This window comes from Streptomyces sp. NPDC058240, assembly GCF_042882135.1.
GTDB lineage: Bacteria > Actinomycetota > Actinomycetes > Streptomycetales > Streptomycetaceae > Streptomyces.
This window is the reverse complement of sequence record NZ_JBHVWT010000020.1, coordinates 14,355-27,392: the sequence shown is the minus strand read 5'-3', so window position 1 is coordinate 27,392 and position 13,038 is coordinate 14,355. Positions and strand designations below refer to the sequence as shown.

Annotated in this window: 17 protein-coding genes and 1 tRNA gene; 11 read left to right on the top strand and 7 right to left on the bottom strand. The window is 69.9% G+C overall.

From position 1 onward, the window contains the following. Positions 1-73, top strand: a tRNA-Glu gene (locus ACFVX4_RS26650). Between the two features lie 67 nt (positions 74-140). Here ACFVX4_RS26650 and ACFVX4_RS26645 read toward each other — a convergent pair. After that, positions 141-782 carry a MerR family transcriptional regulator gene (locus ACFVX4_RS26645; protein WP_389981532.1) on the bottom strand — a complete coding sequence of 214 codons (642 nt, stop codon included), beginning with the start codon at positions 780-782 and terminating at the stop codon, positions 141-143. Positions 783-870: 88 nt separating this feature from the next. Here ACFVX4_RS26645 and ACFVX4_RS26640 point away from each other — a divergent pair, with 88 nt between their 5' ends. Continuing rightward, the gene (locus tag ACFVX4_RS26640) at positions 871-1,368 is read left to right on the top strand and encodes a DUF4188 domain-containing protein (RefSeq protein WP_389981530.1); all 498 of its coding nucleotides are present in this window, start codon (positions 871-873) and stop codon (positions 1,366-1,368) included. 65 nt (positions 1,369-1,433) lie between these two features. Here ACFVX4_RS26640 and ndgR read toward each other — a convergent pair whose 3' ends face one another. Further along, positions 1,434-2,150 (bottom strand): IclR family transcriptional regulator NdgR, encoded by a 717-nt coding sequence (ndgR, locus tag ACFVX4_RS26635; RefSeq protein ID WP_003966003.1) that lies wholly within the window; start codon positions 2,148-2,150, stop codon positions 1,434-1,436. A 174-nt stretch (positions 2,151-2,324) separates the two neighbouring features. Here ndgR and leuC point away from each other — a divergent pair, with 174 nt between their 5' ends. The 4 genes from leuC (at position 2,325) to ACFVX4_RS26615 (ending at position 5,507) form a co-directional block, all read left to right on the top strand. Then, on the top strand, positions 2,325-3,749 hold the full coding sequence (leuC, locus tag ACFVX4_RS26630; protein ID WP_389981528.1) for a 3-isopropylmalate dehydratase large subunit: 1,425 nt from the start codon (positions 2,325-2,327) through the stop codon (positions 3,747-3,749). Positions 3,750-3,754: 5 nt separating this feature from the next. After that, positions 3,755-4,363: a 3-isopropylmalate dehydratase small subunit gene (gene leuD / locus ACFVX4_RS26625; protein WP_389981526.1), complete on the top strand. Its 609-nt coding sequence runs from the start codon at positions 3,755-3,757 to the stop codon at positions 4,361-4,363. A 104-nt stretch (positions 4,364-4,467) separates the two neighbouring features. Beyond that, positions 4,468-4,695, top strand: coding sequence for a hypothetical protein (locus ACFVX4_RS26620; RefSeq protein ID WP_093545158.1), 228 nt, complete (start codon positions 4,468-4,470; stop codon positions 4,693-4,695). Positions 4,696-4,838: 143 nt separating this feature from the next. After that, positions 4,839-5,507 (top strand): HU family DNA-binding protein, encoded by a 669-nt coding sequence (locus ACFVX4_RS26615; RefSeq protein WP_389981524.1) that lies wholly within the window; start codon positions 4,839-4,841, stop codon positions 5,505-5,507. Between the two features lie 120 nt (positions 5,508-5,627). Here the strand turns inward: ACFVX4_RS26615 and ACFVX4_RS26610 are convergent, their stop codons facing one another. Both ACFVX4_RS26610 and cofC read right to left on the bottom strand, forming a co-directional pair. Then, entirely contained in the window at positions 5,628-5,831 is a 204-nt protein-coding gene (locus tag ACFVX4_RS26610; protein WP_385334182.1) for a hypothetical protein, read from the bottom strand. 10 nt (positions 5,832-5,841) lie between these two features. Next, positions 5,842-6,573 (bottom strand): 2-phospho-L-lactate guanylyltransferase, encoded by a 732-nt coding sequence (gene cofC / locus ACFVX4_RS26605; protein WP_389981653.1) that lies wholly within the window; start codon positions 6,571-6,573, stop codon positions 5,842-5,844. A gap of 155 nt (positions 6,574-6,728) precedes the next feature. On the opposite strand from cofC, the gene ACFVX4_RS26600 reads away from it, so the two are divergent. The 3 genes from ACFVX4_RS26600 (at position 6,729) to ACFVX4_RS26590 (ending at position 9,748) form a co-directional block, all read left to right on the top strand. Next, entirely contained in the window at positions 6,729-7,481 is a 753-nt protein-coding gene (locus ACFVX4_RS26600; protein WP_389981522.1) for a lysophospholipid acyltransferase family protein, read from the top strand. Further along, positions 7,478-8,488, top strand: coding sequence for an NAD(P)H-dependent glycerol-3-phosphate dehydrogenase (locus ACFVX4_RS26595; protein ID WP_266427123.1), 1,011 nt, complete (start codon positions 7,478-7,480; stop codon positions 8,486-8,488). The genes ACFVX4_RS26600 and ACFVX4_RS26595 overlap by 4 nt, the downstream gene beginning before the upstream one ends. Positions 8,489-8,590: 102 nt before the next feature. Beyond that, entirely contained in the window at positions 8,591-9,748 is a 1,158-nt protein-coding gene (locus ACFVX4_RS26590) for a D-alanine--D-alanine ligase family protein (RefSeq protein ID WP_389981520.1), read from the top strand. Between the two features lie 49 nt (positions 9,749-9,797). Here the strand turns inward: ACFVX4_RS26590 and ACFVX4_RS26585 are convergent, their stop codons facing one another. Together ACFVX4_RS26585 and ACFVX4_RS26580 are read right to left on the bottom strand one after the other, a co-directional pair. After that, the gene (locus ACFVX4_RS26585) at positions 9,798-10,280 is read right to left on the bottom strand and encodes a DUF3515 domain-containing protein (RefSeq protein WP_389981518.1); all 483 of its coding nucleotides are present in this window, start codon (positions 10,278-10,280) and stop codon (positions 9,798-9,800) included. A gap of 20 nt (positions 10,281-10,300) precedes the next feature. Beyond that, positions 10,301-10,534, bottom strand: a complete 234-nt coding sequence (locus ACFVX4_RS26580; protein ID WP_072487263.1) for an Lrp/AsnC family transcriptional regulator — start codon at positions 10,532-10,534, stop codon at positions 10,301-10,303. 326 nt (positions 10,535-10,860) lie between these two features. Here ACFVX4_RS26580 and ACFVX4_RS26575 point away from each other — a divergent pair, with 326 nt between their 5' ends. Further along, positions 10,861-11,832: a thiamine-phosphate kinase gene (locus ACFVX4_RS26575; protein ID WP_389981516.1), complete on the top strand. Its 972-nt coding sequence runs from the start codon at positions 10,861-10,863 to the stop codon at positions 11,830-11,832. 10 nt (positions 11,833-11,842) lie between these two features. Then, the gene (gene thiD / locus ACFVX4_RS26570) at positions 11,843-12,649 is read left to right on the top strand and encodes a bifunctional hydroxymethylpyrimidine kinase/phosphomethylpyrimidine kinase (protein WP_389981514.1); all 807 of its coding nucleotides are present in this window, start codon (positions 11,843-11,845) and stop codon (positions 12,647-12,649) included. Positions 12,650-12,734: 85 nt separating this feature from the next. Here thiD and rpmB read toward each other — a convergent pair whose 3' ends face one another. Further along, positions 12,735-12,920 (bottom strand): 50S ribosomal protein L28, encoded by a 186-nt coding sequence (rpmB, locus tag ACFVX4_RS26565; protein ID WP_030928661.1) that lies wholly within the window; start codon positions 12,918-12,920, stop codon positions 12,735-12,737. Positions 12,921-13,038: the final 118 nt, after the last annotated feature.

Here is a 13,038-nt window from a genome sequence, read left to right as displayed (position 1 = left end):
GCCCCCGTTGTGTAGCGGCCTAGCACGCTGCCCTCTCACGGCAGTAGCGCCGGTTCGAATCCGGTCGGGGGTACAACAGCAGGACAGACAAAGGCCCTTCACCTAGGTGAAGGGCCTTGTCCGTTGGTGCACGGGCCCGTTCAGAGACCGTAGCGTCGGGCCGACTCCTCCTCCTGGGCCATCCGGCGCAGGGCCATCAGCAGCGGCTCGTAGAGCACCGCCGACGCGACCGCCATCTCCACCTGCTCCGACTCCGTGGGGTACGTCTCCATCATGTCCAGGTCCTGGACGGCGACTTGATGCATCAGGTGGGCCTGCTCGGCCAGGTAGTCGGCGTCGCAGGGGTAGCCGAGGCGGATCAGGGTGGCCACCGACGACACCAGCGAGCGATGCGCGGGGGAGAGGGAACCGATCTCCTGCGACGTCGCCCAGCCGATCCGGTCCAGGAGCCGCTCGACGGCCTCGCGGGCGGTCGCGGTCTCCGGAGCCTCCTCGTCCGGATCCGGGCCGTGCGGGAGCGACCACAATGCCGCGCCGAGCCGGATCGTCCGGCCCAGGGACTCGTCGTCGATGTGGGAGAGGACCTCGCGCGCCGTGGCCACGGGGAGGCGGCCCACCTGGATCAGGGCCCGCACCAGACGGAGCCGGCGCACATGGCTCTCGTCGTACTCGGCCTGTGTCGCGGTGATCCGCCGGCCGGGATGCAGCAGTCCCTCGCGCAGGTAGTACTTGATCGTCGCGGTCTTGACCCCGCTCGACTCGCTCAATTCCGAGAGTCGCATGTTCCGTGCCTTCCCTTGCACCACCTCTTGGGCAGTGTCACTATCCAATCATTGGATAGCGACACTCTCCAACCGGGGAAGGGCAGGCATGTTCGCGAAACTGATTCCGGGACGGACCACCGCCGCGGCCGAGGGGGAGGTGGTCGTCCTGCTCATCGGGATGCGCATCAACCACTTCCGGGGTGTGCACCACTGGCTGCCGGTCCTCACCGCGATGCTGCGCATGCTGCGGGAGTTGGGCAGGGACAAAGGGCGCGGCCTGCTGGGCTACACGCTGTTGTCCGGCTCGCCGCGGACGTACTACGTCGTCCAGTACTGGGAGTCGAGGGAGAAGCTGTACGCGTACGCGAGCGCTCCCGACATGTTCCACCGCGAGGCCTGGGCGATCATGAACCGCAAGGAGAAGAAGTCCCGGCGGCACGTGGGGCTGTGGCACGAGACATACATAGTGCCCGAGGGCGGTTACGAATCGATCTACGCCGATATGCCGGTCCACGGACTGGCCGCGGCGACCGGCGTACTGCCGATCGAAGGGCGGGGCCGCCGGGCGGCGGACCGTCTCGCGCACCGCTCGTCCGCGAAGTGAGGTTCTGAGAGGGGCCGCCACGACGCCGGGGCGGCCGGGGACGTGCCGGGGGCGTGCCGGGTACGTCAGCCGGTGCGGCGCAGGGCCTCGCTGAGCCTTGCCGCCGAGTCGATGACCGCCTGGGCGTGCATCCGGCCCGGGTGCCTGGTCAGCCGCTCGATCGGTCCGGAGACCGAGACGGCGGCGACCACCCGGTTCGAGGGGCCGCGCACCGGCGCCGAGACCGAGGCCACACCCGGCTCGCGTTCGCCGATCGACTGGGCCCAGCCCCTGCGCCGTACGCCCGAGAGCGCCGTCGCCGTGAAGCGGGCGCCCTGGAGGCCGCGGTGCAGGCGCTCCGGCTCCTCCCAGGCCATCAGGATCTGGGCCGACGAGCCGGCCTTCATGGTGAGCGTGGAACCGACCGGCACGGTGTCCCGCAGACCGGACAGCCGCTCCGCCGCCGCCACGCAGATCCGCATGTCGCCCTGCCGGCGATAGAGCTGCGCGCTCTCGCCGGTGATGTCGCGGAGGTGGGTGAGCACCGGGCCCGCCGTGGCCAGCAGGCGGTCCTCGCCCGCCGCCGCCGCGAGTTCCGACAGCCGGGGGCCGAGAATGAAACGGCCCTGCATGTCCCTCGCCACCATGCGGTGGTGTTCCAGTGCCACGGCCAGTCGATGGGCCGTGGGTCGTGCGAGCCCGGTCGCCGCGACCAGCCCGGCGAGGGTGGCCGGACCGGACTCCAGGGCGCTCAATACCAGAGCTGCCTTGTCGAGTACGCCGACGCCGCTAGAGTTGTCCATACGACGATACTCCCGTCTCACTCTGTGAAACGCAAGTTCAATATTCGGCGGAAGTTGCGAACCTGTACGGGCGGCCACACAACGGCCCGTAGCCACCGCCCCGCACGGGGGTCCGGACGGCGGCGCACCGAATCTCTAGTTGGGCCGGCGAAGACGCCGGCCGGAGGGAAAGCGATGGGTAGGACACTCGCGGAGAAGGTCTGGGACGACCATGTCGTCCGGCGCGCCGAAGGCGAGCCCGACCTCCTCTTCATCGATCTGCACCTGCTGCACGAGGTGACCAGCCCCCAGGCCTTCGACGGCCTCCGGCAGGCCGGACGCCGGGTGCGGCGCCTCGATCTCACCATCGCCACCGAGGATCACAACACCCCGACCCTCGACATCGACAAGCCGATCGCCGACCCGGTCTCCCGCGCCCAGCTGGAGACCCTGCGCAAGAACTGCGCGGAGTTCGGCGTACGGCTGCACCCCCTGGGCGACGTCGAGCAGGGCGTCGTGCACGTGGTCGGCCCGCAGCTGGGCCTGACCCAGCCCGGCACCACCGTGGTCTGCGGCGACTCCCACACGTCCACCCACGGCGCCTTCGGCGCGCTGGCGTTCGGCATCGGCACCAGCCAGGTCGAGCACGTGCTGGCCACCCAGACGCTGCCGCTGGCCCGCCCGAAGACCATGGCGATCACCATCGACGGCGAACTGCCCGACGGCGTCACGGCCAAGGACCTGATCCTCGCGATCATCGCCCGGATCGGCACCGGCGGCGGCCAGGGCTACATCCTGGAATACCGCGGCCCGGCCATCGAGAAGCTCTCGATGGAAGCCCGGATGACCGTCTGCAACATGTCGATCGAGGCCGGCGCGCGGGCAGGCATGATCGCCCCGGACGAGACCACCTTCGACTACCTGAAGGGCCGCGACCACGCCCCGCAGGGCGAGGACTGGGACGCCGCCGTCGCGTACTGGAAGACGCTGCGCAGCGACGACGACGCGGTCTTCGACGCCGAGGTCGTCATCGACGCGGCCGAACTGGCCCCGTTCGTCACCTGGGGCACCAACCCCGGCCAGGGCGCGCCCCTGTCGGCCAACGTCCCCGACCCCGCTTCGTACGAGGACGCCTCGGAGCGCAACGCCGCCGAAAAGGCCCTGGAGTACATGGGGTTGACCGCCGGCCAGCCGCTGCGCGAGATCAACGTGGACACCGTCTTCGTAGGCTCCTGCACCAACGGCCGGATCGAGGACCTGCGCAACGCGGCCGCGATCCTGGACGGTCGCAAAGTCGCCGACGGGGTACGGATGCTGGTCGTCCCGGGCTCCGTCCGGGTCGCCCTCCAGGCCGTCGAGGAGGGCCTGGACAAGGTCTTCACCGCCGCGGGCGCCGAATGGCGGCACGCCGGCTGCTCGATGTGCCTCGGCATGAACCCCGACCAGCTGGCCCCCGGCGAGCGCTCCGCCTCCACCTCGAACCGCAACTTCGAGGGCCGGCAGGGCAAGGGTGGCCGTACGCACCTGGTCTCCCCGCAGGTCGCCGCCGCCACCGCCGTGCTGGGCCACCTGGCCGCGCCCGCCGACCTGTCCGACGCCCGTACGCCCGCCGGAGTCTGAGAATCATGGAAGCTTTCACCACACACACCGGCCGGGCCGTCCCGCTGCGCCGCAGCAACGTCGACACCGACCAGATCATCCCCGCCCACTGGCTGAAGAAGGTCACCCGGGACGGCTTCGAGGACGGACTCTTCGAGGCCTGGCGCAAGGACGAGAACTTCGTCCTCAACCGCCCCGAGCGCAAGGGCGCCACGGTCCTGGTGGCCGGTCCCGACTTCGGCACCGGATCCTCCCGCGAACACGCCGTGTGGGCGCTGCAGAACTACGGCTTCAAGGCCGTCGTCTCCTCCCGGTTCGCCGACATCTTCCGCGGCAACTCGCTGAAGAACGGGCTGTTGACCGTCGTGCTCGACCAGAAGGTCGTCGACGCGCTCTGGGAGCTGACCGAGGCCGACCCCACGGCCGAGATCACCGTCGACCTGGAGGCGCGCCAGGTCCGCGCCGAGGCCCCCGACGGATCGAAGCTGACCGCCGACTTCGAGCTCGACGAGAACGCCCGTTGGCGACTGCTCAACGGGCTGGACGACATCAGCCTCACCCTTCAGAACGAAGCGGACATCGCGACTTATGAGGTGGCAAGGCCGACCTTCAAGCCGCGTACAATTAACGCCTGAGCAGCGCGTTTCCAGGACTGCGCCCCCTGCCATCTGGTAGGGGGCGCAGCCGCTTGTTGAGACCCCGTCGGGCGACAACTCGCCCCAGATGGCACAATCGGTGCATGGAACGCGACAGCCAACTCAAGCTTTACGGCCAAGTCGCCGACCGATTGAAGGAAGCGCACACAAGAGTGCGCACACTGCAAGTCCCGGAGGGCGTAAGGATGGCGCTGTCCCGGAAGCTGTTGGTCATCACGGCCGCGGCTAAGCACGATCTCCCGGATGCGGCAAGGCGTCTGGACCGGTTGATGAAGGACCTCGATGAGGGCCGATTCCCCGAAGGTGACTGACTCTGCGGAACTGCGCAGCGGTCGACTTCGTTGCGGCACTAGGGTGATTAGCCCGTTTCGTGTTTGATTTGCGGTATATATCTGCCTAACGTGCGAAAACGCTTGAACACTTTCGTTCTGGCAATGTCTCCGAAGGGGAAGACGTGAACAAGGCGCAGCTCGTAGAAGCGATTGCCGACAAGGTCGGAGGCCGCCAGCAGGCCGCCGAGGCCGTCGACGCGGTACTCGACGCGATCGTCCGTGCGGTTGTCGCGGGGGACCGTGTCTCGGTCACCGGCTTCGGCTCGTTCGAGAAGGTCGACCGCCCCGCCCGTTACGCCCGCAACCCGCAGACGGGTGAGCGCGTGCGGGTCAAGAAGACCTCGGTGCCCCGTTTCCGTGCGGGACAGGGCTTCAAGGACCTGGTGAGCGGCTCGAAGAAGCTCCCCAAGGGCGGCGAAGTGGCCGTGAAGAAGGCGCCCAAGGGCAGCCTGTCGGGCGGTCCTTCCACCCGTACGACGACCAAGGCCGCGGCCAAGAAGGCCACCGCCAAGAAGGCCACGGCGAAGAAGGCCACCGCCAAGAAGACCGTGACCGCGGCGAAGACCACGGCGGCCAAGAAGACCACCGCGAAGAAGACCACCGCGGCGGCCAAGAAGACCACGGCGGCGGCGAAGAAGACCACCGCGGCGGCGAAGAAGACGACGGCCACCAAGAAGGCCGCCGCCAGCAAGACCGCGCCCGCCAAGAAGGCCACGGCGAAGAAGGCGCCCGCGAAGAAGACCACGGCGCGCAAGACCACGGCGAAGAAGGCCACTGCACGGAAGAAGTGAGACCGAGCCGCGCAGGGCTACTCACACGCGCCGGGCCGGGCTCCCCTCGGGGAGCCCGGCCCGCGGGCTGTTGTGGGGGCGCTCTGCGCGCGGCCGTCCAGAAACGTCTGTCGCGCCCGTTCAGAACGTCTGCAGGGTCACCAGGGTGATCCGCAGGTCCGCACCCTCGCCGCTGCCCTCGATCCGCACCCGCTGCCCCGGACGCAGCAGCCGCAGACCGCCCGCGTCGAAGGCCCGCGCGTCGAAATCCACCGGGGTGCCGTCGTCGAGCAGCACGCTGCCGGTGCGGGTCTCGGGGTCGTAGGTGTACGAGGTCGCCTGCATGGACGGCAGCCTATCGGTCCGGTGCCGGGGCCGTTGAGGGCTCGTCGCCGCGGGCCCGGCCAGGAGCTTCGGCGGCCCGGGAGGCTCCCGCGGCCCAGTGTCCCGCGGTGTGCACGCCGACCCCCAGCGTCAGCGCCGCCCGCAGATCGTCGCCGGTGTCCACGTCCTGGCGGACCGAATCGATGCCTGCCAGGTCGATTTCCACCGCGCCGGAGTCCAGATGCCGGGCCCGGGAAGGACCGCCGAAAGCCGGACGCAATTCCACTCCCGGCACAGCCGACAGAAATGTTGTCCCGATTCCCGCCGCATCGGTCACAAATGCGCGAGGGAATTCGGCGGAATAATCGAGCACCCGGGCCAATTCTCCGGGGCGCAGCGCGGGCAGATCCGCGTTGAGGGCGGCGACCGCGGCCCGGGGCCGCCCGGCCCGTACAGCCCGCTCGCCATGTGCCAGCGCGGCGTTGAGTCCGCGGTCGGGCTCGTCGGGGACGACGCGGGCCCCGATGGCCGTGAGGGCCGCCCCGGCCTCCGGGTCGTCCGTGACTACCACCACATCCAGCACCGAGGGGCAGGACAGGGCGGCGGCCACGGTGTCCCGGGCGAAGGCGAGGGCGAGCCGGGGGCGCAGCTCGGCCCCCGTCGTGGGCGTCAGCCTGCTCTTGGCCCGCGCCAGGGGCTTCAACGGGACGACCAGGGACCAAGGACCGGTCGGGTCGGTGTTCGTGGCGATCTCCCCCTCGATACGCGTCGCCGCCTATTCTCGCCTGCCGGTGCGAGAACCCGGAGGGTCGGTCCCGAAAGCGGGGCGTACGGTGTTCTCGACAGAGCAGGGGCCTGGGGCGAGACTTGACCGTCGGTAGCCAGGCAGATTTCAGGTCCTTAGAGGAAGGTGTCCGAGTGTCCCGCCGCAGAATCGGCTTCTGGTACCGCCTGGCGGCGGTCATCGCAAAACCGCCGTTGGTGGTTCTGTTCAAGCGTGACTGGCGGGGGATGGAACACATTCCGGCCGACGGTGGATTTATCACCGCGGTCAATCACAACTCCTATCTGGACCCGCTTTCCTACGGTCACTTCCAGTACAACACCGGACGGGTGCCGCGGCTTCTCGCCAAGGCGGGCCTGTTCAAGACCCCCTTTGTCGGAATGATGCTGCGCGGCACCGGACAGATCCCGGTGTACCGCGAGACGACCAATGCGCTGGACGCCTTCCGGGCGGCCGTCGACGCCATCGAACGCGGCGAATGCGTAGCCTTCTACCCGGAGGGCACGCTCACCCGTGACCCCGACATGTGGCCGATGGCCGGCAAGACCGGTGCCGCCCGCGTGGCGTTGATGACGAAGGCCCCGGTCATCCCCGTCGCCCAGTGGGGCGCCAACCTCGTGATGCCGCCCTACGCCAAGGAGAACAAGCTCCGGCTGTTCCCCCGCAAGACCCTTCAGGTGCAGGCCGGACCGCCCGTGGACCTCACCAGGTTCTACGGCGAGGACCCGACGCCCGACGTCCTGCGCGAGGCGACCGAGGCCATCATGGCCGCGGTGACCGCGCAGCTGGAGATCGTGCGGGGCGAACAGGCCCCCGCACAGCCCTACGACCACCGCAAGGCCCGTGCGGAACAGCGACGCAAGGCCGAAGGAAAGGGACCCAAGTGACGCACCCCGCAAAGGCGGCCGTCTTCGGAACCGGCTCATGGGGTACGGCCTTCGGCGTGGTCCTCGCCGACGCCGGCTGCGAGGTCACCCTCTGGGGCCGTCGCGCCGAGGTCGCCGAGGCCGTCAATACGACCCGTACCAACCCGTACTACCTGCCGGGAATTGAGCTCCCCGCATCGGTCCGGGCCACCACCGACGCCGCCGAGGCGCTGCGCGGCGCCGACTTCGCCGTACTCGTGGTGCCTTCGCAGACGCTGCGCGCCAACCTCGCCGAATGGGCCCCGCACCTCGGTTCCGACACCGTTCTCGTCTCGATGATGAAGGGTGTCGAACTCGGCACCGCGAAGCGGATGAGCGAGGTCATCGAGGACGTCACCAAGGTCTCCGCGGACCGGATCGCCGTCATCACCGGACCCAACCTGGCCAAGGAGATCGCCGAACGCCGCCCCGCGGCGGCCGTCGTCGCCTGCCAGGACGAGTCCGTGGCCCAGCGCCTCCAGGCCGCCTGCCACACCTCGTACTTCCGCCCGTACACCAACACCGACGTGGTCGGCTGCGAGCTCGGCGGCGCGGTCAAGAACGTCATCGGTCTGGCGGTCGGCATCGCTGACGGCATGGGCCTCGGCGACAACGCCAAGGGTTCGCTCATCACCCGGGGCCTCGCCGAGACGACCCGCCTCGGCCTGGCCATGGGCGCCGACCCGCTGACCTTCTCCGGACTCGCGGGCCTGGGCGACCTGGTGGCGACCTGCTCCTCGCCGCTCTCCCGCAACCACACCTTCGGCACCAACCTCGGCCGCGGCATGACGCTCCAGGAGACCATCGCCGTCACCAAGCAGACCGCCGAAGGCGTCAAGTCCTGTGAGTCGGTGCTCGATCTGGCACGCAGGCACGGCGTCGACATGCCCATCACCGAGACGGTCGTCGGCATCGTCCACGAGGGCAAGCCGCCGATGGTCGCGCTGGGCGAGCTGATGTCGCGCAGCGCGAAGCCCGAGCGGCGCTGACGGCGGCCGGGGGCGGCCGGACCGGTGAACGTTCCCGGTCACCGCTCCGGCGGCCCCGGCCGCGCTGACGCGAGTGGTACCAGCAGGTACGCTCAACGCGATATGAGCAGCGAGAACCTCCCCCAGAGCCCGGAGCAGCAGCTCCGCAAGCCGCGCGTGGCCGTCGTGTTCGGCGGCCGCAGCTCCGAACACGGCATCTCGGTCGTCACGGCCGGCGCCGTCCTGAATGCCATCGACCGGACAAAGTACGACGTCCTGCCGATCGGCATCACGACGGACGGCCGCTGGGCGCTCACCGCCGACGAACCCGAACGCATGGCCATCACGGACCGGAAGATGCCGGAAGTGGCCCAGCTGGCCGAGTCCACCGAGGGCGCCGTGGTGCTCTCCGTCGACCCCGGCAACCGCGAAGTGGTGTACAGCGAGCCCGGCTCGGTCCCCAAGGCGCTCGGCGAGGTCGACGTCGTCTTCCCCGTGCTGCACGGCCCGTACGGCGAGGACGGCACCCTCCAGGGGCTCCTGGAGCTCTCCGGTGTGCCCTACATCGGCGCCGGGGTGCTCGCCTCGGCGGTCGGCCAGGACAAGGAGTACATGAAGCGGGTCTTCATCTCCTTCGGGCTGCCGGTCGGCCCGTACCTCGTGGTGCGTCCCCGCGAATGGGACAAGGACCCCTCCGGCGCCCGCAAGCGCATCGTGGACTTCGCCGGTGAGCACGGCTGGCCGCTCTTCATCAAGCCCGCCCGCGCAGGCTCGTCCTTCGGCATCACCAAGGTCGACGACCTGTCCGGGCTCGACGAGGCGATCGAGGAGGCCCGCCGCCACGACCCCAAGTTCCTGGTCGAGGCGCTGCTGCGGGGCCGCGAGATCGAGTGCGGGGTGCTGGAGTTCGAGGACGGGCCGCGCGCCAGCGTGCCCGCCGAGATCCCGCCGGTGACCTCGCACGACTTCTACGACTTCGAGGCCAAGTACATCGACTCGGCCGCCGGGATCCTGCCCGCCCCGCTCACCGAGGAGCAGACGGCCGAGGTCCAGCGGCTCGCGGTCGAGGCCTTCGAGGCCACGTCCTGCGAGGGGCTGGTCCGCGCCGACTTCTTCCTCACCGAGGACGGCACCTTCGTGATCAACGAGATCAACACGCTGCCGGGCTTCACCCCGATCTCCATGTACCCGCGGATGTGGCAGGAGAGCGGTGTGAGCTACCAGGAGCTGGTGGACCGGCTGATCCAGGCAGCGTTGAGCCGCCCGACCGGCCTGCGCTGAGCCGGGCCCCGCGCCGCACGGCGTGCGCTCCCGATCGGGGGCGCACGCCCTACAGGCCGGGCACCGTCTTCCGGACGGGCGGGCCGAACGCGGCCAAGGGACTCGCGTCATGGGCGTACGCCGTCGAGAGGGTCACCTCGACGTACGCCTTGCGGTAGGTCGTCGTGAAACGCGGACCGGCGTCATCGGGCTGTTCCAGCAGCCAGTTGACGCCGTTCGCCTCGGTCCCCTTCGCCATGGGGTCGTCCATCTTCGCGGGCCGGGGGACACCGCAGCGCAGTACGATCTCCCCGTCCCCCCACTCGGCGGTCAGTTCGGACTTCGGCCCGGCGTCGCCGCGGTCGAGACCGGCAACGGTCCTCGGCAGCTCCTCGTGCAGCGCGCGGCAGTAGGCCGCGGCTTCCGGGGACGGTGTGGGAACCGTGATCGATACCGCGGCGTCCGTTGAGGAACAGCCCGCCGCGGCCAGCAGCAGCGCGGCGACGGACGGGCCGAGGAACACGGGGTGGCGGAGCCGGCGCAATGATGTCACCGGCCCAGCGTAGACGGGGACTACAGATGAACGACCGGGCAGGTCAGGGTTCGGGTGATGCCTTCCACTTGCTGGACCTTGGCGACCACCATGCGGCCGAGTTCATCGACCGTGTCGGCCTGTGCGCGCACGATCACGTCGTAGGGGCCGGTGACGTCCTCTGCCTGGATCACTCCCGGAACTCTGGCGATGGTCTCGGCGACGGTCGACGCCTTGCCCACCTCGGTCTGAATAAGGATGTACGCCTGTACCACGGAACCTCCAGGGCGGCCACGAGGATCATGTGGGGAGAAAGAGACGCCACGGTATCGCGTTGCCGCGTGCCGCGGGGAGACCTGTGGGCCGTTGACGCCCACAGCGTGGCGTACGCAAGACGCAAGTTGACGTATCTCTTGACAGTACCGACAGCAGTGATGGCCCGCGACCGCAAGCGCAGCGGTCCGGAAGGGGGGCGGGCATGGCGGTGACGAGCGGTGCAGACTGCTCCCTGCGGCGGCGGCGGCCGGTCCAGGGTCCGGACCCCCGGCCGCCGAAGCAGCCCGGACGACCGTCCGGCGCGATAGATGAGAGGTGAGACTCGGTGAAGGGAACCGTGGGCGAGTTGGGGGAGTTCGGGCTCATCAGGGAGCTCACTTCCCGGCTCACCACCACTCCGGCGGTACGGCTCGGCCCCGGCGACGACGCCGCGGTCGTGACCGCTCCCGACCGCAGGGTCGTGGCCAGTACGGACATCCTGTTGGAGGGACGGCACTTCCGCCGCGACTGGTCGACGGCGTACGACGTCGGCCGCAAGGCCGCCGCCCAGAACCTCGCCGACATCGCCGCCATGGGCGCGGTGCCCACCGCGCTGCTGCTCGGCCTGGTCGTCCCCGGCGAACTCCCGGTCACCTGGGCCGGTGAGCTGATGGACGGCATCCGTGACGAGTGCCAGGTCGCGGGCGCGGCCGTGGTCGGCGGAGACGTCGTGCGCGGCGAGACGATCACCGTCTCGATCACCGCGCTGGGTGATCTGCGCAACCATGAGCCGGTCACCCGCTCCGGCGCCCAGCCCGGCGACGTCGTCGCCGTCACCGGCTGGCTCGGCTGGTCCGCCGCCGGGTACGCGGTGCTCTCCCGCGGCTTCCGTTCGCCCCGCGCCTTCGTCGAGGCCCACCGGCGCCCCGAACCGCCGTACCACGCGGGCCCCGCGGCCGCCGGGCTCGGCGCCACCGCGATGACGGACGTGAGCGACGGGCTCGTCGCCGACCTCGGGCACATCGCCGAGGCGAGCAAGGTCCGGATCGATCTGCGCTCCGGACTCATCGACATCCCCTCGCAGATGTCCGACATCGGGCAGGCCGTCGGCGTCGACCCGCTCCAGTGGGTGCTGACCGGGGGCGAGGACCACGCGATCGTCGCCACCTTCCCGCCGGACGTGAAGCTGCCCGCCCGCTGGAGGGTGATCGGCGAGGTCCTCAACCCCTCCGCGCTGCCGCAGGTGACGGTCGACGGGGCGCCGTGGACCAGCAAGGGCGGCTGGGACCACTTCGGGGACATCGAGGACGCCCAGTAGATTTCGGCGTATGCCCGTATCTGCCGCTGTACCCGCCCGTGTGCTCACCGTCGCCGGATCCGACTCCGGCGGCGGTGCGGGCATCCAGGCCGACCTGAAGACGATGCTGGCGCACGGCGTGCACGGGATGAGCGTGCTGACCGCCGTCACCGCGCAGAACTCGCTGGGGGTGCAGGGCGCCTGGGAACTGCCCGTCGAGGCCGTGCGCGCCCAGTACCGCAGTGTGGTGGACGACATCGGGGTGCAGGCGGTCAAGACCGGAATGCTGTCGTCGGCCGTCCTGGTGGAGGCCGTGGCCGAGCTCCTCGCCGGCACCGACGCCCCGTCCGTCGTCGACCCGGTCGGCGTCTCCAAGCACGGCGACCCGCTGCTGGCCGCCGAGGCGCTCGATTCCGTACGGACGAAACTGCTGCCGGCCGCCACGGTCGCCACTCCGAACCTGGACGAGGTGGCGCAGCTCACCGGCATCCACGTCGAGGACGAGCCGGGGATGCGGCGGGCCGCCGCCGCGGTACTGGACTTCGGGCCGCGCTGGGTCGTCGTCAAGGGCGGTCACCTGCCGGGCGCACCCGTCGACCTGCTGACGGACGGCACCGAGGAGCACTGGCTGCGCGCCCCCCGGCACGACAACCGCCACACCCACGGCACCGGCTGCACACTCGCCTCGGCCATTGCCTGCCGACTGGCCCTGGGACAGGACGTACCCACGGCGGTACGGGACGCGAAGGCGTACGTCACCGGGGCGATCGCGGCGGGCTTCCCGCTGGGCGCCGGGATCGGCCCGGTCGACCACGGCTGGCGGACGCGTACCGGGTGAGGGCGCCCCGGGCACAGCAAAAAGCCGGTCCACCGAGGTGGACCGGCTTTTTGGGCAACCGGAAGGCTGCGCTACGACGGGAACGTCAGCGCGCGACCTTGCCGGCCTTGATGCACGAGGTGCAGACGTTGAGCCGCTTCGGCGTCCGACCGACCACGGCACGCACGCGCTGGATGTTGGGATTCCAGCGACGGGACGTACGGCGGTGCGAGTGCGAAATGTTGTTGCCGAAGCCCGGCCCCTTGCCGCAGACGTCGCAGTTGGCAGCCACGGGTCACTCCAAAGACTTCAGATGCACTTACAGTGAAATCCGGCGCGCCGGAATCATTTGACTGAAGTGGCGGTGCCGGAGGGATGGCCCGACTCTCATCGGGCAACCGAAGCAGCAT

Excerpts from the sequence above, each read along its gene's own strand:
- ACFVX4_RS26645 (WP_389981532.1), bottom strand. The coding sequence starts at position 782 with ATGCGACTCTCGGAATTGAGCGAGTCGAGCGGGGTCAAGACCGCGACG.
- ACFVX4_RS26640 (WP_389981530.1), top strand. The coding sequence starts at position 871 with ATGTTCGCGAAACTGATTCCGGGACGGACCACCGCCGCGGCCGAGGGG.
- ndgR (WP_003966003.1), bottom strand. The coding sequence starts at position 2,150 with ATGGACAACTCTAGCGGCGTCGGCGTACTCGACAAGGCAGCTCTGGTA.
- leuC (WP_389981528.1), top strand. The coding sequence starts at position 2,325 with ATGGGTAGGACACTCGCGGAGAAGGTCTGGGACGACCATGTCGTCCGG.
- leuD (WP_389981526.1), top strand. The coding sequence starts at position 3,755 with ATGGAAGCTTTCACCACACACACCGGCCGGGCCGTCCCGCTGCGCCGC.
- ACFVX4_RS26620 (WP_093545158.1), top strand. The coding sequence starts at position 4,468 with ATGGAACGCGACAGCCAACTCAAGCTTTACGGCCAAGTCGCCGACCGA.
- ACFVX4_RS26610 (WP_385334182.1), bottom strand. The coding sequence starts at position 5,831 with ATGCAGGCGACCTCGTACACCTACGACCCCGAGACCCGCACCGGCAGC.
- ACFVX4_RS26590 (WP_389981520.1), top strand. The coding sequence starts at position 8,591 with ATGAGCAGCGAGAACCTCCCCCAGAGCCCGGAGCAGCAGCTCCGCAAG.
- thiD (WP_389981514.1), top strand. The coding sequence starts at position 11,843 with ATGCCCGTATCTGCCGCTGTACCCGCCCGTGTGCTCACCGTCGCCGGA.